This is a genomic window from Sphingopyxis sp. (assembly GCF_016704835.1).
In the GTDB taxonomy this organism is placed as follows: Bacteria; Pseudomonadota; Alphaproteobacteria; order Sphingomonadales; family Sphingomonadaceae; genus Sphingopyxis.
In genome coordinates this window covers 80,711-103,581 of record NZ_JADIZJ010000001.1, presented here as the reverse complement: position 1 = coordinate 103,581, position 22,871 = coordinate 80,711, and the positions used below count along the sequence as shown (strand labels likewise).

Below are 22,871 nucleotides of genomic sequence, written 5' to 3'. Positions count from 1 at the left end.
AAAGACACGGCTGCATCTTGCAGGAAAGGCCAGCATGTCCGGTACAATCGATCTTGAAGCCCTGTGCCACGAAAAGGGGCTGCGCATCACCGAGCAGCGCCGCATCATCGCGCGGGTGATTTCGGATTCCGAGGATCATCCTGACGTCGAGACATTGTATGAGCGCGCGTCAAAGATCGACAGCGGCATTTCGATCGCCACCGTCTATCGCACTGTGCGCCTGTTCGAAGAGGCGGGCATTCTTGATCGCCATGATTTTGGCGATGGCCGCTCGCGCTACGAAGCCGCGCCCGAGGCGCATCATGATCATCTGATCGACGTCGAAACGGGCAAAGTGATCGAATTCGTCGATCCCGAACTCGAAGCGTTGCAAAAGGTCATCGCCGAACGGCTGGGCTTCCGCCTCGTCGACCATCGCATGGAGCTTTATGGTGTCGCGCTCGATCGCAAGCGCGACTGATCGCGCCGCGATCACCTGGCGGACGGTCGCCCGACTGACGCTGATGGTGCTGGCGCTGCTGTTCCTGATCGTTCCGCACCTGCTTTACCGCGCCGCCGGACGGCCTTCGCCGATGGTCATGGCATTCCTCAACGCCGCGGGTTGGATCGCCGGACTGCGCATTCGCACCACCGGCACCCGGCTGCGTCGCGACGTGCTGTTCGTGGCGAACCACGTCAGCTGGCTCGATATCCTCGCCCTCGGCGGTGCTGCGCGTTCGGCCTTTGTGTCGAAGGCGGAAGTGAAAACGACGCCGTTCGTCGGCTGGCTTGCCGATCAAAACAGCACCATCTATGTCCAGCGCGAAGCGAAGCGCGACATCCACAGCCAGGCGAACAGCCTACGCGACGCCCTCGCGCGCGGACGTCCGGTGACGCTGTTCCCGGAAGGTACCACGGGCACGGGCGACGGCTTGCTGCCGTTTCGCGCCTCGCTGTTCCAGGCGATCATCCCGACCCCGCCCAAATTGCAAGTCCAGCCGGTGCTTCTCGATTATGGTTCGCAGGCAAACGATATTGCCTGGCTCGATCCCGAATCGGGGCTCGACAATTTCAAGCGGCTGCTGGCGCGCAAGCGGCCGATCCCGCTGACCATCCATTATCTCGACCCGCTGCCCGATGAGGCCGAGCACGACCGCAAGGCGATCAATGAGGCGGCGCGCGCTGCCATCGCCGATGCGCTCGCGGCGGCTTCCGCCGCGCCGCGGCATCGCCTATAGCGCGCCGATGACATCCGACTCTCCTAAGACCGCCAAGACCTTCCACGTCAAATCCTTCGGTTGCCAGATGAACGTCTACGACGGCGAGCGCATGGCCGAGATGCTGGGTGCCGAAGGCTATGTCGCCGCCGACGACGGTGCCGACGCCGACCTGGTCGTGCTGAACACCTGTCACATCCGCGAAAAGGCGGCCGAGAAGGTCTATTCGGACATCGGCCGATTGAAACGCGCCGATGGCAGCCGCCCAACGATCGCCGTCGCGGGCTGCGTTGCGCAGGCCGAGGGCGCCGAAATCGCCCGCCGCGCCCCCAGCGTCGATGTCGTCGTTGGCCCGCAAGCCTATCACCGCCTGCCCGACCTGCTCGCCCGCGCCGCGCGCGGCGAAAAGGCGGTCGATCTCGACATGCCCGCAATGAGCAAATTTGGCGCGCTACCGGCGCGCGGCGCGGGGCAACGTCCCACCGCGTTCCTGACCGTGCAGGAAGGCTGCGACAAATTCTGCACCTATTGCGTCGTCCCCTACACCCGCGGCGCCGAGATCAGCCGACCGTTTGCCGATCTGATCGCCGAGGCGCGTGCCTTGGTCGCGGGCGGCGCACGCGAGATCACCTTGCTCGGCCAAAACGTCAACGCCTGGGACGGCGAGGATGACAAAGGCAGAGTTATCGGCCTCGACGGCCTGGTCCGCGATTTGGCGCGCGAAGACGGGCTCGAACGCATCCGCTACACCACCAGCCACCCCAACGACATGACCGACGGACTGATTGCCGCGCATGGCGAGATCGACAAGCTGATGCCCTTCCTCCACCTGCCGGTGCAGGCAGGCAGCGACCGCATCCTCGCCGCGATGAACCGCAGCCACAGTATCGACCGCTATTTGCGCGTCATCGAGCGCGTCCGCGCGGTGCGCCCCGACATCGCGATCTCGGGCGACTTCATCGTCGGCTTCCCCGGCGAGACCGAGACGGATTTTCAGGCGACGCTCGATCTGATCCACGAGACGCGCTACGCAATGGCGTACAGCTTCAAATATTCGCGCCGCCCCGGCACCCCCGCGGCGACAATGGATGACCAGATTTCAGAGGAGGTGATGAATGATCGCCTCCAGCGCTTGCAGGCGCTGCTCAATGAACAGCAGCAGGCGTTTAATGCGGCATCGGTTGGCAGCACGACGCGGCTGCTGCTCGAACGCAAGGGCAAGCTCGACGGGCAGTTGATCGGCAAAACGCCGTGGCTCCAGTCGGCGCATGTGATCGCCCCGGGCCTCGCGATCGGTGACATGATCGACGTGCAAATCGTGTCGGCCGGTGCAAACAGCGTTGGCGCCGAAGCATTGATGGAAGATGTCGCCTAGAGTCAGGGCCCTAGTGCGGCTGGCGGAAGCTGTCTCCCCGAAGACACGCTCCGTCTCCTTCTGTCGAATTCCGAAACTATCGGTGATGGACTCCCGCCTTCGCGGGAGTACACAGGATCGTTCTTAGCTTAGGTGAATTGCCCATATGTCCAAACGCCCGCTGACCGCCTCGACCCCCGCCGAACCCGGCGACCGCGTCCGACTGACCGCGGAATTTGAGCGAACGCAGCTACTGGGCATTTTGTTTGGCGAGTTCGACCGCAACCTGGTCGGTATTGAGAACCGTCTGGGCGTCTATATTTCGGCGCGCGGCAACCGGGTGCAGATCGAGGGCGAGGCTGAAGCTGCGGCGCGGGCGCGTGACGTGCTTGTCGATCTCTACAACCGCATCGAACAGGGGCAGGAGGTCGACGCCGGAATGGTCGACGGCGTAATCGCGATGTCCGCGCAGCCAACGCTCGCTGGCATCATCCGTCACGACAAGGACGAAGCGCCGACGGTGATGATCCGCACGCGCAAAAAGACCATCGTACCGCGGGCGCCGTCGCAGGTTCCCTATATGAAAGCGCTGGCGCGCGACGACGTGATTTTCGCGCTCGGTCCGGCGGGGACGGGCAAGACCTACCTTGCGGTCGCGCAAGCGGTCGCGCAGCTGATCACCGGCAGTGTCCAGCGCCTGATCCTGTCGCGCCCCGCCGTCGAGGCGGGCGAGAAATTGGGCTTCCTGCCCGGCGACATGAAGGAAAAGGTCGATCCGTACCTGCGTCCACTCTACGACGCGCTCCACGACTGCCTGCCCGCAGAACAGGTCGAGCGGCGCATCGCGAGCGGCGAAATCGAGATCGCGCCGCTGGCGTTCATGCGCGGGCGGACGCTGGCCGACGCCTTCGTCATCCTGGACGAAGCGCAGAACACAACGATCCCGCAGATGAAGATGTTCCTGACCCGGTTTGGCGTGAATAGCCGTATGGTCGTGTGCGGCGACCCCAAACAGGTCGATCTGCCGATCCCAGCGTCATCGGGTCTCGCCGATGCCGTTAACCGGCTGGAAGGCGTAGAAGGCATCAACGTCAGCTACTTCACCAGCGCCGACGTCGTCCGCCACCCGATCGTCGGGCGCATCGTCGATGCCTATGAGGGGCCGGGAGCATGAACTTTTTCTGAGATTCTCGTTATTCCTTCGCTTCGCTCGCAATGACGTCCGCGCAATTTATTCGCGCGCGATGTCACACCCGCCAATCCTGTTTCGTCATGTCCATGCAACCCCAGCATGGAGACATGACATGACCACCGTAAACGACCCTTTCGCCGCCGCACCGCAGCTGATGAAACAGTGGATGGGCGTCAGCCTTACGGTGCAGGACAGCCTTGAGGCGAGCCTGATCGAGCTGGTGAAGATCCGCGCCTCGATCCTCAACACCTGTGCCAATTGCATCAACATGCACACCGCCGAAGCGCGCGCCAAGGGCGAGACCGAGCAGCGCATCTATCTGCTCGCGGCGTGGCGCGAAGCCCCCGTATATACACCTCGCGAACGCGCCGCGCTGGCGTGGACTGACGCCTTAACCCGTTTGTCCGAAGGCCACACGCAACACGCTGCGAAAGCCGGGCTCGAAGCGCATTTCACTGCGGAGGAACAGGTCAAGCTGACACTGATGATCAACATCATCAATGGCTGGAACCGCATCGCGGTCGGGTTCGACCTGTGGCTTGAACAGCCAGCGGCCAAGGCGGCCTGATGACCCGACCGGGTTGCCATGACGGGGCGGACGCGGCGGACAGTTTCGACCCGCTGCGTCCGCTGCTCATGCGCGTCGCTTACCGCATGCTCGGCTCGGTCGCCGACGCCGAGGATGTGGTGCAGGATGCCTTCATCCGCTGGCTCGGCACCGACCGGGGTGCGGTGCGCGAACCGGCGGCGTTCCTGCGCCGGACGGTAACCCGGCTTTGCCTTGACCAGATCAAATCGGCACGCCACCAGCGCGAGACCTATGTCGGTCCCTGGCTCCCCGACCCGCTGGTTGAAGAGGATGAAGAGGACGATGTCACCCTGCCGCTGATGATCGCGCTCGAACGGCTGTCGCCGCTCGAACGCGCCGCCTTCCTGCTCCACGATGTTTTCGGCGTCGAGTTTGACGAGGTTGCAACGACGATCGACCGCGATCCCGCCGCAACGCGCCAACTCGCCGCGCGCGCCCGCACCCACGTCCGCGACGCGCGCCCGCGCTTCAAGCTTGAGAAAAAGCAGGGGCTTCGGATCGCGAACGCCTTCTATGCCGCCTCGCGCAGCGGCGACATGGCGGCGCTCGGCGCCTTGCTCGCGGCGGACGTCGGCATGTGGTCCGACGGCGGCGGCAAGCGACCGGCGGCGATGGAGCCGGTGCTCGGCTTTGAAATCGTGATGAAACTGCACCGCAGCCTCGCGGTGCTGTTCGGGAAATATGGCTCGACGCTGGTCCACGCTGGGACGATCAACGGCTTGCCGGGCTTCGTCACCCGCGAGTCCGATGGCGAGCTTCAAACCACCGCGCTGGAGATTGAGGACGGCAAAGTCGTCGGTATCTATGTGATGCGCAACCCCGACAAGCTGGCGCATGTGCATTAAGGACTTCGGCAGGCGAGCGAGGCGGTGTAAAAACGCGAGGATATGCTAATATTTCCCCAATTTTGCGGGACGCATCGAGATGGGCCGTTTCGTCGAAGTTGCAGACCGATGGCAGGATTTCATCGCAATCTGGTCGCTTGCCATCCCTGCACCCTCAGGCCGCGTTGCACGCCTGAAAAGACTAAGCGACTGAAGCGCTGGGAGCATGAGGACGTCCTCAACGCCATGCAGGTCAGGCTTGATCAAATGCCCGACGCGATGCTTGTCCGGCGACGAACCGTCGAACATGTGTTCGGAACGCTGAAGTCATGGACGCGTAGCGCCCATATCCTCACAAAAAGCCTCGATGAGGCCAGGACAGAGATGAGCCTCTCGGCTCTCGCCTACATATCAAGCTGCTTGTCTCGCCGTCCCACCGTGCCTCCCAGCCGCGGCGACGCTCCGATATGCGCCGGTGCGATTGGCCGCCGGAACAGGGCGGTTCCAACGTGTGTTCACGCGGATCGCACGCTATCCGGAGACAAGCGGATGCTGACCGGGACCGCTGCCGATTTCTTCCCGTCTACGCCCGCTAAGCAATTGCATATCGCAGCCATGGCGCTAAACCGGCGCCCATCGACCGGATAGAGTCAGAAACGGGGCTGATATGGCTGGCAACGAACCGAATGCGCGCCCGCGCGCGCCGCATTTGCAGGTATATAAATGGGGACCGGCAATGGCGGTCTCGATCCTTCACCGCGCCAGTGGCGACGGGCTGGCGATTGTCGGCGCGTGCCTTTTCCTTTGGTGGCTTGGTGCTATCGCCACGGGGCCGGAGGCTTATGCGGCGTTTGTTGCGTGCATCTGGCACGACCCCAGCCCCGAAATCACCCTGTTTCATCAGATCACCAATATCCTAGGCAAAGTCGTGCTGATCGGGCTGACCTGGGCGTTTTTCCAGCATCTGTTTTCGGGCCTGCGTCACCTCGTGCTCGATACCGGAGCGGGCTATGAGCTCAAGACCAACAAGCTGTGGTCAACCGTCGTGATCGCCGCGGGGGTGTTCGCGACTGCCGCGACATGGCTATATATCATGGCGGGAGCACTCTGATGGGCGACGGATCGCATCTCGGTAAGGTTCGCGGGCTTGGCTCGTCGGGGCATGGTTCGCAGCACTGGCTGCAGCAGCGGCTGACTGCGCTCGGCAATATTCTGCTCGTCGGTTTCCTGTTCGTGTCGCTGATCCGGTTGCCACTCGGTGATCATGGCGCGGTGCTGCGTTGGGCGACGAACCCGATGGTCGCGCTGGCCCTCATCCTGATGGTCGTCAGTGTGTTTTGGCATCTTCGGCTCGGTTTGCAGGTGCTGATCGAGGATTATGTGCACGGGCCGATGCGCCTGCTCGCGCTCGTCCTGCTCAATTTCTACGCCATCGGCGGCGCCGCCTACGGGATTTTCACGATCGCCCGGATCGCGCTGGCACCCGTCGTGGCCGGCCCGGGGGGCATGTGACATGACCGACGCTTACAAGATCATCGACCATATCTATGACACCGTCGTCGTCGGCGCTGGCGGATCGGGTCTGCGCGCGACAATGGGCAGCGCCGAAGCGGGCCTCAAAACCGCCTGCATCACCAAAGTATTCCCGACGCGCAGCCACACCGTTGCGGCGCAAGGCGGCATCGCCGCCAGCCTCGGCAACAATTCGCCCGACCATTGGCAATGGCACATGTACGACACGGTCAAGGGTTCCGACTGGCTCGGCGACCAGGACGCGATCGAATATATGGTCCGCGAAGCGCCGCAGGCGGTGTATGAGCTTGAACACGCTGGCGTGCCGTTTTCGCGCAACGCCGACGGCACCATCTATCAGCGCCCCTTCGGCGGCCATATGCAGAATATGGGCGAAGGCCCGCCGGTCCAGCGTACCGCCGCCGCCGCCGACCGCACCGGCCACGCGATGCTCCACGCGCTATATCAACAGTCGCTGAAATATGACGCCGACTTCTTCGTCGAATATTTTGCGCTCGACCTGATCATGGAAAATGGCGAGTGCCGCGGCGTGATCGCGCTGTGCATGGACGACGGAAGTATCCACCGCTTCCGCAGCCAGGCCGTCGTGCTTGCGACCGGTGGCTATGGCCGCAGCTATTTTACCGCGACCTCGGCACACACCTGCACCGGCGATGGCGGCGGCATGGTGCTGCGCGCCGGGCTGCCGTTGCAGGACATGGAGTTCGTCCAGTTCCACCCGACCGGCATATACGGCGCGGGCGTGCTGATCACCGAAGGTGCACGCGGCGAGGGCGGCTATCTGACCAACTCGGAAGGCGAGCGGTTCATGGAACGCTATGCTCCTTCGGCGAAGGATCTGGCGTCGCGTGACGTCGTGTCGCGATCGATGGCGCTCGAAATCCGCGAAGGCCGCGGCGTCGGCCCGCACAAGGACCATATCTTCCTGCACCTCGACCATATCGATCCCGCGGTGCTCGCCGAGCGGCTGCCCGGTATCACCGAAAGCGGCAAGGTTTTCGCAGGCGTCGACCTGACCCGCCAGCCGCTGCCGGTCGTGCCAACGGTCCATTATAATATGGGCGGTATTCCGTGTAATTATCATGGCGAAGTCGTCACGCTTGGCAAGGAGGGTCCCGACACCGTCGTGCCCGGCCTGTTCGCGGTCGGCGAAGCGGCATGCGTGTCGGTCCATGGCGCAAACCGCCTCGGATCAAACAGCCTGATCGACCTCGTCGTCTTTGGCCGCGCGACCGGGCATCGCCTGCGCGACATCATCAAGCCCGGCGCAGCGCAGCAGCCGCTGCCAGCCGACAGCGCCGATCTGGCGCTCGGCCGCCTCGATCATTTCCGTCATGCCAAGGGCGGGTCGCCGACTGCCGAAATCCGCACCGAAATGCAGCGCGCCATGTCGGCGCACGCCGCGGTGTTCCGCACCGACGAACTGATGGCGGAAGGCAAGGAAAAGCTGACCAAGACATACCAGCGGATGAATGACGTCGGCGTCACCGACCGCAGCCTGATCTGGAACACCGATCTCGTCGAAACGCTCGAGCTCGACAATCTGATCAGTCAGGCGACGGTGACGATGCATTCGGCATACAACCGCAAGGAAAGCCGCGGCGCCCACGCGCATGAGGATTTTCCAAACCGCGACGATGCGAACTGGATGAAGCACACTGTCGCGTGGTTCGACGGCTGGGGCGGCAAGGGTGGCGGCGTCCGTCTCGATTACCGCCCGGTTCACGAATATACGCTGTCGGATGATGTCGCGTATATCAAGCCAAAGGCGCGGGTCTATTAATTGGCAAAGATGTGGCGCTTCCGCTCAGCGAGAAACGCCCACCGGGATGGTTGCAGTGACGATTTTGGTCCCGCGCGGCTGAACTTGGACCCAAGCCGATGAACCGGTCTAGAACCACTCTTCGATCGGGTTGATGTCCGAAAAGGGCTGATCGACGTCCTGGCCCATGATCCACAGCTTCTGGCAAGCGATGGCAAAGAAGATCAGCGCGATCATCCACACGATGAAGGTCTTGCGCGCGATCCAGCGGCGTTCGGCCTCGGCGGCGGCGGCGCGGGCTTTATAGTCGATACCGAGCTCGCCCTCGAACTCCGCGACGAGCTGCGCGCGGCGGGTACGCGAAATATTCGCGATACTCGCGTTACTTTCGTCAGCCTTTACGCGGCGAGTCGCCATTGTTGCACCCTGACCCAGAAAGTCCTGCGATGGGATATAGGATCTAGCTACTGCGAAAGCGTTAACTTGGGGCAAATCAATCGGGCGCGACCGCGATGAGTTTGACCCGTGCCGTTGCGCCGCGCAGCAGGGTGAGGTCCCGGCGCGGACGGGCGAGCGCCGCAGCAAGCAGGCGCAAAACGGCCTCGTTCGCGGCGCCGTCAGCGGGTGGTGCGGTGACGCGCAGACGCACGCTTCGCCCTTCGATTGTCACATCGTCGCGCCCGGCGCCGGGGGTGACCCTCACTTCCAGTCGTCCGGTCGGCGCCGCGAGAACGCGCAGCGCCGCCGTCAACGCGGGATCGGGGCGATATTTCAGATCGTCACGACCAGTTTGCCCACCGCGCTTCGATCGCCAAGCTTGGCGATCGCCTTGCCACCATCGGCGAGGGCGTAGGTGCCAGTGACGCGCGGTTTGATCTTGCCCTGTTCCCACAGCTGGAACAGGCGCGCGACATGCGCACGATTGCGCTCCGGCTCGCGGGCGACAAAGGCGCCCCAGAACACGCCGGCGACGTCGCAGCTTTTGAGCAAGGTGAGGTTGAGTGGAAGGCGCGGGATGCCTGCGGGGAAGCCGACGACAAGAAAGCGGCCTTCCCATGCGATCGAGCGCAGTGCCGGCTCGGCGTAATCACCGCCGACGGCGTCATAGATGACATTGGCGCCGCCAGGTCCAACCGCTTCCTTAAACATGTTCGCCAGCGCCTTGGACTGATCCTTGTCGAAGGGCTGGCGGCCATAGATCACGACTTCATCGGCGCCTGCCTGGCGTGCAATCTCGGCCTTTTCTTCGCTTGATACGCCCGCGACCACGCGGGCGCCGAATGCCTTGCCGAGTTCGACCGCGGCGATGCCGACGCCGCCCGAGGCGCCGAGGACGAGCAAAGTCTCGCCTTCCTGGATATGTCCGCGATCGACCAGCGCATGGATGCTGGTGCCATAGGTCATCAGCAGCGAGGCACCCTCGGCGAAGTCATGGCCTTCTGGCAGGTGATAGACGTTGTGGACCGACACCGCGACGGCTTCGGACATGCCGCCATTGCCGCAGCCCGCGATGACGCGATCGCCGACCTTGAACCCGGTCACGCCTTCGCCAAGCTCAGCAACCAGCCCGGCGACTTCGCCGCCGGGGGCAAAGGGGCGCGCGGGTTTGAACTGATATTTGTCCTCGATGATCAGCGTGTCGGGGAAATTGACCGCGCATGCCTTGACGTCGATGACGATCTGGCCCGCACCCGCGGTTGGCCGCGGCAATTCACCGAGGACCAGCGTTTCGGGGCCGCCGGTGGCGGTCGACAAGAGAGCCTTCATCATCTTCTCCTCATATTTTCGCGGGAATCAGCCAAGGCTGCGTTGCCGCCATTTTTTGTTCATGTGCGGCGATCGCCGCATCGCTTTTTTCGGTGAGCGAGATTTCGTCGAGGCCGTTCAGCAGGCACATCTTGCGGAACGGGTCGATGTCGAAGCTGAAACGGTCCTGAAACGGCGTCGTCACCGTCTGGGTGTCGAGATCGACATGGATTGGATCGGTCGCCGCGACCTCCATCAACCGGTCGATCGCCGCTTGCGGCAGCACAACGGGCAGGATGCCGTTTTTGACCGCATTGCCCGAAAAAATGTCCGAATAGCTGGGGGCGATGACGACGCGGATGCCGAGGTCGCCGAGCGCCCAGGCGGCATGCTCGCGGCTCGACCCGCAACCGAAATTGTCACCCGCGATCAGGATCGGCGCTTGCCTGTATTCGGGCTGATCGAACAGGTTGTCGGGGTCGGCGCGCAGCGTTTCGAACGCGCCCTTGCCCAACCCTTCGCGGCTGATTGTCTTGAGCCATTTTGCCGGGATGATGACGTCGGTGTCGACATTCTTCAGCCCGAACGGGATGGCGCGGCCTTCGACCTTTTCGATCGGCGCCATGCTATTCGGCCGCCTTGGGGAAGGCGGGCAGCTTGGCCACATCGCGCGGTTCGTGCTGGATGATCACCGTCGCCTTCAGATTTTTGGCCAGCGCCTTGAAACGGCTGAACGAGGCGAGCGTATCGGCGCGGTTGGTGTTGAAGATCGGCACGCCTTCGCTGTCGTAATTTTCCTGAAAATGCGCCTGATCGCCGCTGAGCAGGATCGGTCCATGGCCCGCCAGCCGCACGACCAGCGCGTGATGGCCTGGGGTATGCCCCGGCATGTCGAACATCATCACGCTACCATCGCCAAAAATATCCCGGTCGCGCGCGACCGGTTCGACCGTGCTGCCGCCGCTGATCCAACGCGCGAAAGGTGTCGGGTCGACAAAGGCCGGCTTGTCGCTCTGCGTCAGCACGTCCCAGTCGCCTTTGCCGATATAGAGCTTCGCCGTGGGAAAATCGGGTAGCTGGCCGATATGATCGAAATGGGAATGGCTGACCCCGACGATATCGATATCCTCTGCCTTGATGCCAAGCTGGGCGAGCTGCTCGACAAGTGTGCGGTGCACGGTTGCCGACATATCTCCGGTCGCGGCAAGCGCCGCGCCCTTCAGAGCGCCGGGCAAGCCTAAATCCCACAGCATCAGCTCGTCGCCGTGGCGGATCAGGTAGCAACCAACGGTCAGATCGCGGCTCTGTCCCGGAAAAGCCTCAGTGTCCGAAAAGGCGTTGAGCCGGTTCACCCGCACCGTGCCGCAATCGAGCCGGGTCAGACTGACCTTCGCCGTAGCGGGCTTGTCCTGCGCCAGGGAAGGGACGGCCAGTGCCAAAGCCGCTGCGGCCGATGCGATAGCTTTCCAGATCATGCTCTTGGCTCCCTCTGTCACGCGCTCATTCCATCAAGTCGCGTACGTCCGTGAGCCGTCCGGTCACTGCCGCCGCCGCCGCCATAGCGGGCGAGACGAGGTGCGTGCGGCTACCCGGACCTTGCCGGCCGACGAAATTTCGGTTGCTGGTGCTGGCGCAGCGTTCGCCCGCGGGTACCTTGTCGGGGTTCATGCCGAGGCACGCCGAACATCCGGGTTCGCGCCACTCCAAACCTGCGTCGGTGAAGATGCGGTCGAGCCCTTCGGCTTCGGCCTGTGCCTTTACCAGTCCTGATCCGGGGACGACGATTGCCCATTTGACATTGTCGGCCTTGCGACGCCCTTTCAGCACCGCCGCGGCGGCGCGCAGATCCTCGATACGGCTGTTGGTGCAACTACCGATGAAGATATTCTCGATCACGACGTCCTGCATCCGGATTCCGGGTTCGAGACCCATATAGGCGAGCGACTTGGCGGCTGCTGCCTGTTTAGACGGGTCGGCAAAGCTGTCGGGATCGGGAACGATGCCGGTGATCGGCACGACATCCTCGGGGCTGGTTCCCCAGGTCACGCTGGGCGCGATTTCGGCGGCGTCGATCACCACCGTCCTGTCATAGGTCGCGCCCGGATCGGTCGCGAGGCTGGTCCAATAAGCGACTGCAGCATCCCAGTCGGCGCCCTTTGGCGCATAGGGGCGGCCCTTGAGATAGGCGAAGGTCGTCGCATCCGCCGCAATCAGCCCGGCGCGCGCGCCGCCCTCGATCGCCATGTTGCTGACCGTCAGCCGCCCCTCGACGCTCAGCGCGCGGATTGCGCTTCCGGTGTATTCGATGACATGGCCGGTGCCGCCCGCAGCGCCGATCGTGCCGGTGATATGAAGGATGATGTCCTTCGCGGTCACGCCGAGGCCGACTTCGCCCTCGACGCGCACTTCCATCGTTTTCGCGGGCTGGAGCAACAGGGTCTGCGTCGCGAGCACATGTTCGACCTCGCTCGTGCCGATGCCGAACGCCAGCGCGCCGATGCCGCCATGGCATGCGGTATGGCTGTCGCCGCAGACGATCGTGGTGCCGGGCAAAGAGAAGCCCTGCTCGGGCCCGACGACATGGACGATGCCCTGTTCGGCGGCGACCGCGTCGATATAGCGGATACCGAAATCCGGGGCGTTGGTTTCGAGGGCGGCGAGCTGCGCGGCGCTTTCCAGATCGGCGATCGGCAGCCGGTTGCCCGCCGCATCCTTGCGTGCCGTCGTTGGCAGATTATGGTCGGGCACCGCGAGCGTCAGGTCGGGGCGGCGCACCGTCCGACCGCTCGCACGAAGCCCGGCGAACGCCTGCGGGCTGGTGACTTCATGGACGAGATGGCGGTCGATGAAGATCAGGCAGGTACCGTCGGGGCGCTGTTCGACAACATGCGCGTCCCAGATTTTTTCATACAGGGTGCGGGGGCGAGTCATGGCGTTGCCTTAGATCAGCGGCACAACTTTGCAAGCTGGTGGCGATAAGAAACGCAATTTTCGGTCGTCGGGCTCGCGGCGATCCGTCCTGGCCATCTTTATGCCGTCATCCCGGCGAAGGCCGGGATCTCACCCTTGAGGGCGGACGCACCGGCGAGATCCCAGCCTTCGCCGGGATGACGGGGAAGGGAGTGGCGTGACCGGGCAGGCGCGCCTATATTCGCCGCATGTCACTGCCCGCCATAATCGCGCTCGTGCTTGCTACCATCCTCGCGATGGAACTCGTCGCCTGGGCTAGCCATAAATATATCATGCACGGCTTCGGCTGGGCCTGGCACCGCGACCATCATGAGCCGCACGACAAGATGCTGGAAAAGAACGACCTGTTCGGGCTGTTCGGTGCGGCGCTGAGCATAGCGATGTTCGCGGTGGGCAGCCCGATGATCATGGGCGCGAGCGCATGGGCACCGGGCACATGGATCGGGTTGGGGGTGCTCTTTTACGGCATTATCTATACGATGGTGCACGATGGGCTGGTGCACCAGCGCTATTTCCGCTGGGTGCCGCGGCGCGGCTACGCCAAGCGGCTGGTGCAGGCGCACAGGCTGCACCATGCGACGATCGGCAAGGAAGGCGGGGTCAGCTTTGGTTTCGTATTTGCGCGCGATCCGGCGAAGCTGAAGGCGGAATTGAAGGTGCAACGCGAAGCGGGGATTGCGGTGGTACGCGAGGCGTTGGTCGATTGAATCGGACCTAAACCAAATCCGTTGGTCCCGAGCTTGTCGAAGAACCGTTCTTCCTTGCGACGTTCAAAGAGAAGGCAGCCCTTCGACAGACTCAGGGCCAACGGTGCTTTTTGGCGCTAGGAACGCGTCCGATAATCTGCCGTAATTGCCCCGCAAGTACGCAATTCTTCTTCATGCCCGACCTCGCGCCAGCTCTCGGCGAGCGCCTGCCGTTCCCACTCCAGCATCGCGGGATGCGCGAGGATATGTTCGACCCACGCCTGCCCGGCGCCGACATCAAGGCCGTAGGTGCGGATGCGAAATGCAACCGGGGCGAAAAAGGCATCGCCCGCGGTGAAATCGGCGCCCGCAAGCCATGGCCCGCCAAATTTCGCCAGCCCTTCCTCGAACAGCTCGCGGATCCGCGCGACATTGGTCTGCAGGGCGTTTGACATCGGCTTCGGCGTGACGCGCACCCCGACATTCATCGTGCAATCGTTACGCAGCGCCGCAAAGCCGCTGTGCATTTCGCAGGCTGCGCACTGCGCCCAGCCGCGCGCGTCAGGATCGTTCGGCCACACGCCGTCGTGCCGGTCGGCGAGATAGAGCGCGATGCCGAGCGAATCATAAATGGTGCGTCCCTCGTGGAGCAGCGCCGGGACCTGCCCGGTCGGCGAGAAGCGACGGAAATCGCCGTAATTGGCGGGCTTGGTAAAGGGTTCGACACGGTCCCGAAACGCGATGCCCAGCGCGGCCATCAGCACCCACGGCCGCAGCGACCAGCTCGAATAATTGCGATTGGCGGTGATCAGTTCGTACATGCTTCGCGCTCCGGTCGGACGATTTCGCGTCTTTACGACTATCCTTTCCCCGCCCCGACAACCGGGTGCGGCGCCGCGGCGACGCCCGCCGCTGGCGGCAGTTCGCTGAGGTCGAGCCAGCCCGCGTCGGCGCGCTTGTGATAGCTGTCGATCGCTGCGAAAGGGATGCGGAAGGGAAAGCCCCAGTCGCTGTTCCACATCGCGACGACGCCCGTCCGCGTTGCCGGTTCGAAAATCATTGTCGCGCGATAGCCCGCCACGGCGCCCGAATGGCCTTCGAGCCGGTGGCCGCCATAGGTGAAGCTCCGCCAGCCAAGGCCATAGGACGCATCGCCGGTCGCCTGACGCAACGTGCCGCCATAGAGCCGCGCGGTACCGACGCGGGGGCGGTGGGCGAGCCGCAATACCGATTGCGGCAGCACATCGGGACGCGATCCCATCATCGCCTGCATCCATTTGGCGAAATCGACGATATCGCTCTCGACACCGGCGGCGGCGGGGAGGCGCCAATAGGCCTCTTTGACCGGCAGGGTCCGATGACCGCGGTGCGGCTTGGCCCAGTCTTTAGCGCCGGTCAGCCGCTCCATGCCGAAACCGGCGCTAACCATCCCGAGTGGAAGGAAAAATCGATCTTCGACCGCGCTGGAAAAGGGTTTGTCAGCGGCCGCCGTCAAGATTTCGTTCGCCGCATCGAAGGCGACATTCTGATACGTGTGGCAGGTGCCGGGGTCGCATTGCAGCGGCGCGGCGGCAAGCCCGGCCCGGATCAGCACCGGGCTCTGTCCTTCTTCCAGCTTTTCGTCATAGGCGTTTTTGGTGAGGCCGGTGCGCTGGGCGAGCAGATCGTCCAGCGTAACTTGCGCTTCGGCGCCGCGCGGAAGCCGCAGCGATGTGCGCCAGTCGGCGACCGGACGATCGAGATCGAGCGCGCCGTCCTTTGCCAGCGCCGCCGCCATCACGCCGGTCGTGGTTTTGGATACTGAGGCCCAGCGGAACATCGTCTGCGCGGTGACCGGCGTACCGGTCGATACGTCGGTGACGCCGTAGGCGCGCACGAAGCGCAATTCGCCGTCCTCGACCACCGCCACCGCCAGCCCCGCCATTTCGGGGCGCTGCGCGAGGTATGCGAGTTGCTGGTCGAGTGCGCGATAGTCGATCCGGCCGCGCCATTGGGAAGGGGTTTGGGGGAGGTTTTCCGGCGCCATGATCGGGATGGGAACACTAGCGAGCGGCTGGTTCCCGCCAAGGGCATGAATACCAAACCAGCCCGAAAACCCCAATGCGATAGTCGCGATCAGGAGAAGGAATACGCGCGGCATCGAAGCTTGATTGGACTGCGACCTCATAATTGATCGCCGTCTTAGCCGTGACTTCCTTCGCCGTCACCCCCGAACGGTTTCAGACTGTCAGATAATGCCATGCCTTGGTCGTGCCGATAGCATAAGCCGTACCATATAGGAAAACGGTCAGCGACGACCAGATCGCGAAGCTGTCGGTGTGTTGCGGCCACCCCAGATGAAGCGGTACCAAGATCAGCCCGCGGAGCAGATAGATGGCGGTGATCGTGACCAGCCCGGTGCGGAGTAAAGGCAAGCGAGGCAAAGTGCCTGCACCCGAAAAGGCATAGGCGGCCCACATCAGCAGCACCGCGGTGATCGCCAGCGTGATCAGCGCCGGGGTTCAGTCACCGCGCGCCGCCGCACGCGCCATGCCCTCGCCGGCGCCTAAGAAGCGATACCAATCGGGACCGCCAAAAAATGCACGCGATATGGAGCAGGGCCGCGACCACGGAAAGTTCGCCGCCGATCAGCAGCCAGGTCGAGCCGGGGTTGGCGGCCACGCTAGCCATGGGGTTCAGGCGATATAATGCGCGGTGGTCTTTCCGGCGACCTCCTCGGCGGTCACCCCCGGCGCGAGTTCGATCAGCTTGAACGGGCTGACATGATCGTCGCGGCGGAAAACCGCGAGGTCGGTGATGATCATGTCGACAACATTCTTGCCGGTCAGCGGCAGGGTGCAGGCCGGGATGAATTTCGGGCTGCCGTCCTTGGCGTTGTGCTCCATCACGACGATGATCTTCTTGACCCCGGCGACGAGGTCCATCGCGCCGCCCATGCCCTTGATCATCTTGCCCGGGATCATCCAGTTGGCGATGTCACCATTTTCGGCAATCTCCATCGCGCCGAGCACGGTGAGGTCGATATGCCCGCCGCGGATCATCGCGAAACTGTCCGCCGACGAGAAGTAGGCCGAATTCGGGACCTCGCTGATCGTCTGCTTGCCCGCATTGATCAGATCGGCGTCTTCTTCGCCTTCGAGCGGGAAGGGGCCGATGCCGAGCATGCCGTTTTCCGACTGGAGCGTGACCGTCATCCCCGCGGGGATATGGTTCGCGACCAGCGTCGGAATGCCGATGCCCAGGTTGACGTAATAGCCATCCTGCAGTTCCTTTGCGGCGCGCGCCGCCATATCGTCGCGGGTCCAGGGCATTATTTCGGCTCCCAATTTTTGTCGGAGGGAAAAGTGTCGTCCCAGCCCAGTTTTTCCCAGGGGCCATAGACGGCGTTGGGGAACAGGAACCAGCCCTTGTCCCATAGCATAGCGGCGGCGGGACCAGTGGCGAGCGCGGTGCGGGTCGCGGCGGGCAAGTCCTTGACATTGAACTGCTGGCTGAAATCGCCGAGCTGATCGCCGGCGAGGATGATGACGCAATATTTTGCCGCAATGGTGACGCGGCGCCCGTCCTTGCTCGACCCGGTGGCATCGTCGCCCATCAGGAACAAAGTCTCGCCATGCTTGAAGTCGCCGAGTCCGGCGGCGCGCAGCGTATCTTCGCTGCCCTTGGCATTCGTCGCGCTGCGGTTGGTGTTGGCGATGACCGTGATACCCGCCGCGCGCAGTTTGCCGACCATCTCGACCGTGCCGGGCATCGCGACCGCCTTGCCCGCGCCGCTCTTTTCCCACTGGTCCCAGATTTTGGGATCGAACGCGCTGCCCTTTTCCGCGAAATAGCGCATCGGGCCAAGATTCCAGATCAGCGTCTCGTCGGCGTCGAACACCGCGGCGAACGGCTTGTTGCCGCACGGTTCGAAGGTCGGCGCGGCCATCGTCGCACTGGCGGCGAGCACGACGCTATCCTGAGGGCGCTGCTTCATCCGTTCAAGCCCATAGGCGGCGATGCGGGCATTGGTCGCGCGCACCGCGACGGCAGCTTCGGTCGAACCATAGAGATACTGCAGCGCCACGGGCGGCTTGGCGGCTTCGGCCGGGATCGCGGCGGACGGCGGTGGCGGAGCCGTTGTGATATCAGCAGGAGCGGTCGCGCAGCCCGCAAGTAGCAACGAAGCGACGAACGGAAGCGCGCGCATCACGCCGCCTCGCGCGGACGCACCGTGCGGAATTCGATTTTCTTGTCATAGGGTGCGCCGATGATCATGCGCTTCACATAGATGCCGGGCAGGTGGATGACGTCGGGGTCGAGGCTGCCGACGGGGACGATTTCCTCGACCTCGGCGACGCAGATCTTCGCCGCGGTCGCCATCGGCGCGTTGAAGTTGCGCGCGGTCTTACGGAAGATGAGGTTACCGCTCTCATCGGCTTTCCAGCCCTTGATGATCGCCAGGTCGGCAAAGATGCCGCGCTCCAGGATATAATCCTGGCCGTCAAAATTCTTGACTTCCTTGCCCTCGGCCACCGCGGTGCCGACGCCGGTCTTGGTATAAAAGCCGGGGATGCCCGCACCGCCGGCGCGGCAGCGTTCGGCGAGCGTGCCCTGCGGACAGAATTCGACCTCGAGCTCGCCCGCCAGATATTGTCGCTCGAACTCCTTGTTCTCGCCGACATAGGACGAGATCATCTTTTTGACCTGCCGCGTGCGCAGCAGCTTGCCAAGCCCTTCGCCGTCGATCCCGGCGTTGTTGCTGGCGATGGTGAGGTCTTTCGTTCCAGCATCGCGGATTGCATCGATCAGCCGCTCGGGAATGCCGCACAGGCCGAACCCGCCGGCGCAAATCTGCATGCCGTCAAAGAGCAGACCTTCCAGCGCGGCGGCGGCGGTGGGATATTGCTTCTTTCCCATGGGATGGCTCTCCTGACTGTGATGGCGTGCCGACCTTGGCGCATTTAATTCATCAATTCTAATTGTTCTAATTTGTGTTTATACATAGACGATGTCGATCAATCGTGTCGCGCTCTATCACCTCGAAACCCTGCTCTGGATCGACCGGCTCGGCACGTTTTCGGCGGCCGCCGAGCGACTCAATACCACCCAGCCGACGGTGTCGGCGCGGATGCGCGAGCTGGAGCAGCGCCTGGGGACGTCGCTGTTCCGGCGCGACGGCCGCACGATGTCGCTCACCGCCGCGGGGCGCAAGCTGGTGCGCGATTGCGATCCGTTGCTGCGCGACATGCAATATGCGCTGCTCCGCAGCGGCGGTTATGGCGAGGCGAGCGGGGTGGTGCGGATCGGCGCGGGCGAGATCGCGGCGGCGAGCTGTTTGCCCGCCTTCGTCGCAGGCCTGAAGACCGACATGCCCAACGTCGGGCTCGAGATCGAAATCGATCTGACCGCAAACCTGATCCAGCAGCTGTTGACCGGGCGCACCGACATCGCATTTGCCGCCGGACCGATCGCGCATCCGGCGCTCAAGACCAGCCCGATCGGTGAAGTGGAACTGGTGTGGCTCGCAAGTCCGGCGGTCGCGTCAGCGTTTGCGGGCGGCGACACCGGTCTGCCCGTCTGGTCGCTCGCCAGCCACTCGCCGATCCACGGCCGGATGCGCGAGGCGATCGCGGCGTCGCGGATCGCGCAAAAATCGCTCAACCTGTGCAACAATGCGCGAACGATGATCGACATTGCCAAGGCGGGCGGGGGAATCGGCATTTTCCCGCAGCCGATGGTGCGCGCCGAGGTGGAAAGCGACGCGCTCGTGGAAATCGGGGGCATGCCCGCGCTGGCGCCGGTCGAGTTTCAGGTCGCAATGCGCGTCGCCGATACTGAACCGGTGCTAACGCAGATTTTTGCGCGCGCGGCGCTGCTTAACCTTGCCGATGTGAGCAACTGAGCAGGGCGGGGGCGAACGACTCGAAGCGGCCATCAACAACCTCGTCATCCCGGTCTTCGCCGGGATGACGACATAGAAAAAGTCCGTTCTCCAGCCCAAACGGTCACTCGGGTCGCGAGCGCAAGGCGCGTTGTCAGGGTAATGGCATCCCCAGCGCAGCCGACAGGTCGGCCAGCGCCTGCTCGCCGCTGGTCACCTTGATCGCGTGCATGCCCAGCTGCGCGGCGGGTTTGCAGTTGATGCCGAGGTCGTCGAGATAGATACAGGCGGCGGGTGCAACGCCGAGGGCTTCGCACATCATTTCGTAAATCCGTGGATCGGGCTTGCGGACCCCGACCTTGCTCGATTCGATGACATGGTCGAAGCGCGCCATGATCGCGGCGACCTCTTCGGCTTTCGCGAAGCTGCGCGCCATGCCCGCGCCGTGTCCGCTGGGCACATTGTTGGTGATGCAGCCAATCGCAAAGCCCTCCGCCTTGAGCGTGTCGAGCGCCGCGACCATCGCCGGGCGCACCGCACCCGCCAGCACCGCGAGCACCGCTTCGCCCTCCAGCGCATGCCCCAGCGCGCGCGCCTCATTGGCGAACAATGTGTCGAAGGCGGCGGCGTCGATTTCGGCGCGCTCGAACTTCGCCCAAGCATTGTTGTCGGGATCGGCAGCGTTGACGCGGCGGACGAAATCGTGCGGCAGTCCGCGTTCGTCCTCCAGCTGGTTGAACGCCTCGAACGGCGACGAGGTGATTACCCCGCCGAAATCGAAAATCACGGTGCTGCAGGTCATGGAAAAAGGGCCAACCTTATTTCGGGGCGGGGCTGGCGACGCGCGTGCCCGACCAGCTGGCGTCATCGATGGTGAGATCGAGCCGATCGGGCGACCTCACCGTGTCGAGCAGAAAGACATAGGGGCCGTTGGCCGCGAGGATGGCGTCCATCGCCTTTTCGAGCGGGATGGTGACCGACGGGATGCGCGCATAGCCGGATTTGACCTCGACCTTGTTAGCGCCGACGCGGGTGACGGTGATCGTGACATTGTCGCGCGACGATCCGCGCGCGTCGGAAATGACCGCGCCCTTGTACGTGCCGGCGACGCGGTCGGCGAGGTCGGCCTTGCGCGCGGGCACGGTCTTGGGCGTTTCGGCGGCGGCGGCCGGGAGCGAAAGCGCGATGGTCGTGGCGACAATCAGGGTACGGAGCATGGTTCTATCCTTTCCGGCGCGGACTGACGAGGATGCTCGCTCACGACCCTCATGGGACGACGACGATCCCCGTTCCGGGGTCGGTCTGTCCCGAGAGCATTTCCCGATAGGCGGTGAGCGCCGCGTCGCCGCCGCTGCGCTTATCGACCGATGCCAGCCGCGGAGCAATATCCATGAAGGCGAGCCAGGCTGCGGCGATCTTTTGGCCGAACACCGCACCGCCCCAGTCGGCGATACGTTTCTGGCTACGTCCGGGGGCGAAAAACCCCTGGCGGTCGGGGCCTGGCAAACCCTCAACGTCGGCCTGCGCGTCCCAGTGCGACTTGCCGACGATGATCGACGCCAGCAGCTGATTGCCGAAATGGCTGTGGACGACGCGCGTCACTGCGCCATTGCCCGCCATATCGACCAGCGCCGCGGGCGTGGCCGCATTGAGCGTCATGATCTGGTCGTAGCTGATCACCCGATCGTAAATACCCTGCGCGGCGAGCGCCTCGACATTGGCGGCGCTGGTCAGCCCGATCGTTTCGGGGCGATCGGCGCGCTGTTTGAGCGCGAAGCCAAGCCCGATCGCGGTCTTGCTCGACGCGCTCGCGATCAAGATCTGCTGGACACCATAGTCGCCTTCATCCTCGAACTGGTCGGCGATCAGCCAACCGGTCAGGAACAGCGGGCGGAACACCGGCCAATAATCATGGTCAGCGGCGCGATAGTCGGCCAGCGCCTCGATCCGCTGATACTGGTTGTAGATCGCAGGCAAGGTGATGCGGCGCGGGTTGACGTCGGTGAAGCCGCCCGCCCCGGCTTTGCCGACGGTCAGTACGGCTTCGCTCGCCATCGGATAATAGCCGTAGAAGCGGTCGCCGATCGCCACGCCCTCGGCGGCGCTTTCGGTGACGGTGGCGAAACCCCAGACGGGCAGGCGGCCGGGCGCGCCGCGTTCGGCGAAGAAATCCCAGTAGCCCTGGTCGTTTCCGAACAACCCTGCGGGTTTGCCGAACACCGCATAGGTGATGTTGTTTGCGGTCATCGCATAGCTGTCGACATGGACGCGAACCTGTCCCGATGCGAGCGGCGTATCAGGGTCGGCGACCAGCTGGGCTTGCGTGATATCGTCGCGATCGATGTCGATCGCCCAGCGCTTCAAGTTCATTGCGGACCCCTCCGATTGTCGTGCCGCTTTCGCGGAGTGGCGGACAGTCATACAGATGCAGCCCGCGCTGACAATCGCGCAAGACGCGCTCGTCAGCCGACTGCGGTCCCGAACAGCGATCCGATCGCCATCGTCACTCCCATGGCGACGGCGCCCCAGAACCCCACGCGCAGGACGGCGCGCGCGATCGGCGCTTTCCCCACCCACGCGCCGAGTGCGCCGAGAACGGCGAGAAAAATCAGCGAGGCCGCCGAAACGATCCATGGCAGCGACGGGCCGTCCACGAGCAGCACGATCGCCAAAGGAAGCGCCGCGCCGACAGTGAAACTCCCCGCCGAAGCCGCTGCCGCCTGGATCGGGCGCGCCGCCAGTTCACTGGTCAGGCCAAGCTCGTCGCGCAAATGGCTATCGAGCGCGTTGTGCGCGGTGAGCTGCGTGGCGACCTGCTCGGCGAGTGGACGGTCGAGCCCGCGCTGCTGGTAGATTTGGGTCAGTTCTTCGAGCTCGAATTCGGGATCGGTCGCGAGTTCGAGGGTTTCCTTGGCGATATCGGCTTTTTCGGCGTCGCCCTGCGAGCTAACCGACACATATTCGCCCGCCGCCATCGACATGGCGCCCGCGACCAGCCCCGCGGTGCCGGTCACGAGAATCGCCGAGCCCGATGCGCCCGCAGCGGCGACCCCGGCGATCAGGCTGGCGGTCGACACGATCCCGTCGTTGGCGCCGAGGATCGCGGCGCGCAGCCAACCAATGCGGCTTGCGGCGTGGGTTTCACGGTGCATCTGT

Annotated in this window: 27 protein-coding genes and 1 pseudogene; 12 read left to right on the top strand and 16 right to left on the bottom strand. The window is 63.9% G+C overall.

The features are described 5' to 3' along the window. Positions 1 to 34: 34 nt before the first annotated feature. The 10 genes and pseudogenes from IPF76_RS00535 (at position 35) to sdhA (ending at position 8,471) form a co-directional block, all read left to right on the top strand. Positions 35 to 460, top strand: coding sequence for a Fur family transcriptional regulator (locus IPF76_RS00535; protein WP_058805138.1), 426 nt, complete (start codon positions 35 to 37; stop codon positions 458 to 460). After that, entirely contained in the window at positions 429 to 1,217 is a 789-nt protein-coding gene (locus IPF76_RS00530; RefSeq protein WP_293838216.1) for a 1-acyl-sn-glycerol-3-phosphate acyltransferase, read from the top strand. The genes IPF76_RS00535 and IPF76_RS00530 overlap by 32 nt, the downstream gene beginning before the upstream one ends. Before the next feature lie 7 nt (positions 1,218 to 1,224). Then, complete coding sequence (gene miaB, locus IPF76_RS00525; RefSeq protein ID WP_293838214.1) at positions 1,225 to 2,571, top strand: tRNA (N6-isopentenyl adenosine(37)-C2)-methylthiotransferase MiaB; 1,347 nt, start codon at positions 1,225 to 1,227, stop codon at positions 2,569 to 2,571. 145 nt (positions 2,572 to 2,716) lie between these two features. Then, positions 2,717 to 3,724 carry a PhoH family protein gene (locus IPF76_RS00520; RefSeq protein WP_293838211.1) on the top strand — a complete coding sequence of 336 codons (1,008 nt, stop codon included), beginning with the start codon at positions 2,717 to 2,719 and terminating at the stop codon, positions 3,722 to 3,724. 130 nt (positions 3,725 to 3,854) lie between these two features. Then, complete coding sequence (locus IPF76_RS00515; protein ID WP_293838208.1) at positions 3,855 to 4,310, top strand: carboxymuconolactone decarboxylase family protein; 456 nt, start codon at positions 3,855 to 3,857, stop codon at positions 4,308 to 4,310. Further along, positions 4,310 to 5,176: a sigma-70 family RNA polymerase sigma factor gene (locus IPF76_RS00510; RefSeq protein ID WP_293838205.1), complete on the top strand. Its 867-nt coding sequence runs from the start codon at positions 4,310 to 4,312 to the stop codon at positions 5,174 to 5,176. Before IPF76_RS00515 ends, IPF76_RS00510 begins: the two co-directional genes overlap by 1 nt. 135 nt (positions 5,177 to 5,311) lie before the next feature. Next, positions 5,312 to 5,563: pseudogene (locus IPF76_RS00505) on the top strand (transposase); the annotation flags it as partial. A gap of 259 nt (positions 5,564 to 5,822) precedes the next feature. Beyond that, positions 5,823 to 6,266: a succinate dehydrogenase, cytochrome b556 subunit gene (gene sdhC / locus IPF76_RS00500; RefSeq protein ID WP_293838202.1), complete on the top strand. Its 444-nt coding sequence runs from the start codon at positions 5,823 to 5,825 to the stop codon at positions 6,264 to 6,266. Continuing rightward, entirely contained in the window at positions 6,266 to 6,667 is a 402-nt protein-coding gene (gene sdhD, locus IPF76_RS00495; protein ID WP_293838199.1) for a succinate dehydrogenase, hydrophobic membrane anchor protein, read from the top strand. Before sdhC ends, sdhD begins: the two co-directional genes overlap by 1 nt. 1 nt (position 6,668) lies before the next feature. Then, the gene (gene sdhA / locus IPF76_RS00490; protein ID WP_293838197.1) at positions 6,669 to 8,471 is read left to right on the top strand and encodes a succinate dehydrogenase flavoprotein subunit; all 1,803 of its coding nucleotides are present in this window, start codon (positions 6,669 to 6,671) and stop codon (positions 8,469 to 8,471) included. Positions 8,472 to 8,579: 108 nt separating this feature from the next. On the opposite strand, the gene IPF76_RS00485 is transcribed toward sdhA, so the two are convergent. From IPF76_RS00485 to leuC, 6 genes are all read right to left on the bottom strand, one after another. Continuing rightward, on the bottom strand, positions 8,580 to 8,867 hold the full coding sequence (locus IPF76_RS00485) for a hypothetical protein (RefSeq protein ID WP_293838194.1): 288 nt from the start codon (positions 8,865 to 8,867) through the stop codon (positions 8,580 to 8,582). A gap of 76 nt (positions 8,868 to 8,943) precedes the next feature. Beyond that, positions 8,944 to 9,201 (bottom strand): DUF167 domain-containing protein, encoded by a 258-nt coding sequence (locus tag IPF76_RS00480; RefSeq protein WP_293838191.1) that lies wholly within the window; start codon positions 9,199 to 9,201, stop codon positions 8,944 to 8,946. Positions 9,202 to 9,221: 20 nt separating this feature from the next. Then, the gene (locus IPF76_RS00475; RefSeq protein WP_293841822.1) at positions 9,222 to 10,217 is read right to left on the bottom strand and encodes an NADPH:quinone oxidoreductase family protein; all 996 of its coding nucleotides are present in this window, start codon (positions 10,215 to 10,217) and stop codon (positions 9,222 to 9,224) included. Positions 10,218 to 10,227: 10 nt separating this feature from the next. Continuing rightward, positions 10,228 to 10,821 (bottom strand): 3-isopropylmalate dehydratase small subunit, encoded by a 594-nt coding sequence (gene leuD / locus IPF76_RS00470; protein WP_293838188.1) that lies wholly within the window; start codon positions 10,819 to 10,821, stop codon positions 10,228 to 10,230. Between the two features lies 1 nt (position 10,822). Further along, positions 10,823 to 11,671, bottom strand: coding sequence for an N-acyl homoserine lactonase family protein (locus tag IPF76_RS00465; RefSeq protein WP_293838185.1), 849 nt, complete (start codon positions 11,669 to 11,671; stop codon positions 10,823 to 10,825). Between the two features lie 25 nt (positions 11,672 to 11,696). After that, positions 11,697 to 13,127 (bottom strand): 3-isopropylmalate dehydratase large subunit, encoded by a 1,431-nt coding sequence (gene leuC, locus IPF76_RS00460; protein WP_293838182.1) that lies wholly within the window; start codon positions 13,125 to 13,127, stop codon positions 11,697 to 11,699. Positions 13,128 to 13,354: 227 nt separating this feature from the next. Here leuC and IPF76_RS00455 point away from each other — a divergent pair, with 227 nt between their 5' ends. Continuing rightward, on the top strand, positions 13,355 to 13,873 hold the full coding sequence (locus IPF76_RS00455; protein ID WP_293838179.1) for a sterol desaturase family protein: 519 nt from the start codon (positions 13,355 to 13,357) through the stop codon (positions 13,871 to 13,873). A gap of 116 nt (positions 13,874 to 13,989) precedes the next feature. Here IPF76_RS00455 and IPF76_RS00450 read toward each other — a convergent pair whose 3' ends face one another. From IPF76_RS00450 to IPF76_RS00425, 6 genes are all read right to left on the bottom strand, one after another. Next, positions 13,990 to 14,673: a glutathione S-transferase family protein gene (locus IPF76_RS00450; RefSeq protein ID WP_293838176.1), complete on the bottom strand. Its 684-nt coding sequence runs from the start codon at positions 14,671 to 14,673 to the stop codon at positions 13,990 to 13,992. A gap of 38 nt (positions 14,674 to 14,711) precedes the next feature. Further along, a complete protein-coding gene (locus IPF76_RS00445; RefSeq protein ID WP_293838174.1) occupies positions 14,712 to 15,992 on the bottom strand; it encodes a serine hydrolase domain-containing protein in 1,281 nt (426 codons plus the stop codon). 79 nt (positions 15,993 to 16,071) lie between these two features. Continuing rightward, entirely contained in the window at positions 16,072 to 16,320 is a 249-nt protein-coding gene (locus IPF76_RS00440; RefSeq protein ID WP_293838171.1) for a hypothetical protein, read from the bottom strand. Positions 16,321 to 16,527: 207 nt separating this feature from the next. After that, a complete protein-coding gene (locus IPF76_RS00435) occupies positions 16,528 to 17,163 on the bottom strand; it encodes a CoA transferase subunit B (protein WP_293838168.1) in 636 nt (211 codons plus the stop codon). Next, positions 17,163 to 18,041, bottom strand: coding sequence for an HAD family acid phosphatase (locus IPF76_RS00430; RefSeq protein WP_293838165.1), 879 nt, complete (start codon positions 18,039 to 18,041; stop codon positions 17,163 to 17,165). The genes IPF76_RS00435 and IPF76_RS00430 overlap by 1 nt, the downstream gene beginning before the upstream one ends. After that, a complete protein-coding gene (locus IPF76_RS00425) occupies positions 18,041 to 18,751 on the bottom strand; it encodes a CoA transferase subunit A (protein WP_293838162.1) in 711 nt (236 codons plus the stop codon). The genes IPF76_RS00430 and IPF76_RS00425 overlap by 1 nt, the downstream gene beginning before the upstream one ends. Before the next feature lie 91 nt (positions 18,752 to 18,842). Between IPF76_RS00425 and IPF76_RS00420 the strand changes: the two genes are divergently transcribed. After that, on the top strand, positions 18,843 to 19,736 hold the full coding sequence (locus IPF76_RS00420) for a LysR family transcriptional regulator (protein ID WP_293838159.1): 894 nt from the start codon (positions 18,843 to 18,845) through the stop codon (positions 19,734 to 19,736). Between the two features lie 133 nt (positions 19,737 to 19,869). Here IPF76_RS00420 and IPF76_RS00415 read toward each other — a convergent pair whose 3' ends face one another. From IPF76_RS00415 to IPF76_RS00400, 4 genes are all read right to left on the bottom strand, one after another. Continuing rightward, entirely contained in the window at positions 19,870 to 20,517 is a 648-nt protein-coding gene (locus IPF76_RS00415; protein WP_293838156.1) for an HAD-IA family hydrolase, read from the bottom strand. 16 nt (positions 20,518 to 20,533) lie between these two features. Then, positions 20,534 to 20,932, bottom strand: coding sequence for a hypothetical protein (locus tag IPF76_RS00410; RefSeq protein WP_293838153.1), 399 nt, complete (start codon positions 20,930 to 20,932; stop codon positions 20,534 to 20,536). Between the two features lie 49 nt (positions 20,933 to 20,981). Next, complete coding sequence (locus tag IPF76_RS00405; RefSeq protein WP_293838150.1) at positions 20,982 to 22,085, bottom strand: DUF2855 family protein; 1,104 nt, start codon at positions 22,083 to 22,085, stop codon at positions 20,982 to 20,984. 92 nt (positions 22,086 to 22,177) lie between these two features. Further along, on the bottom strand, positions 22,178 to 22,867 hold the full coding sequence (locus tag IPF76_RS00400; protein WP_293838147.1) for a VIT family protein: 690 nt from the start codon (positions 22,865 to 22,867) through the stop codon (positions 22,178 to 22,180). Between the last annotated feature and the right edge of the window lie 4 nt (positions 22,868 to 22,871).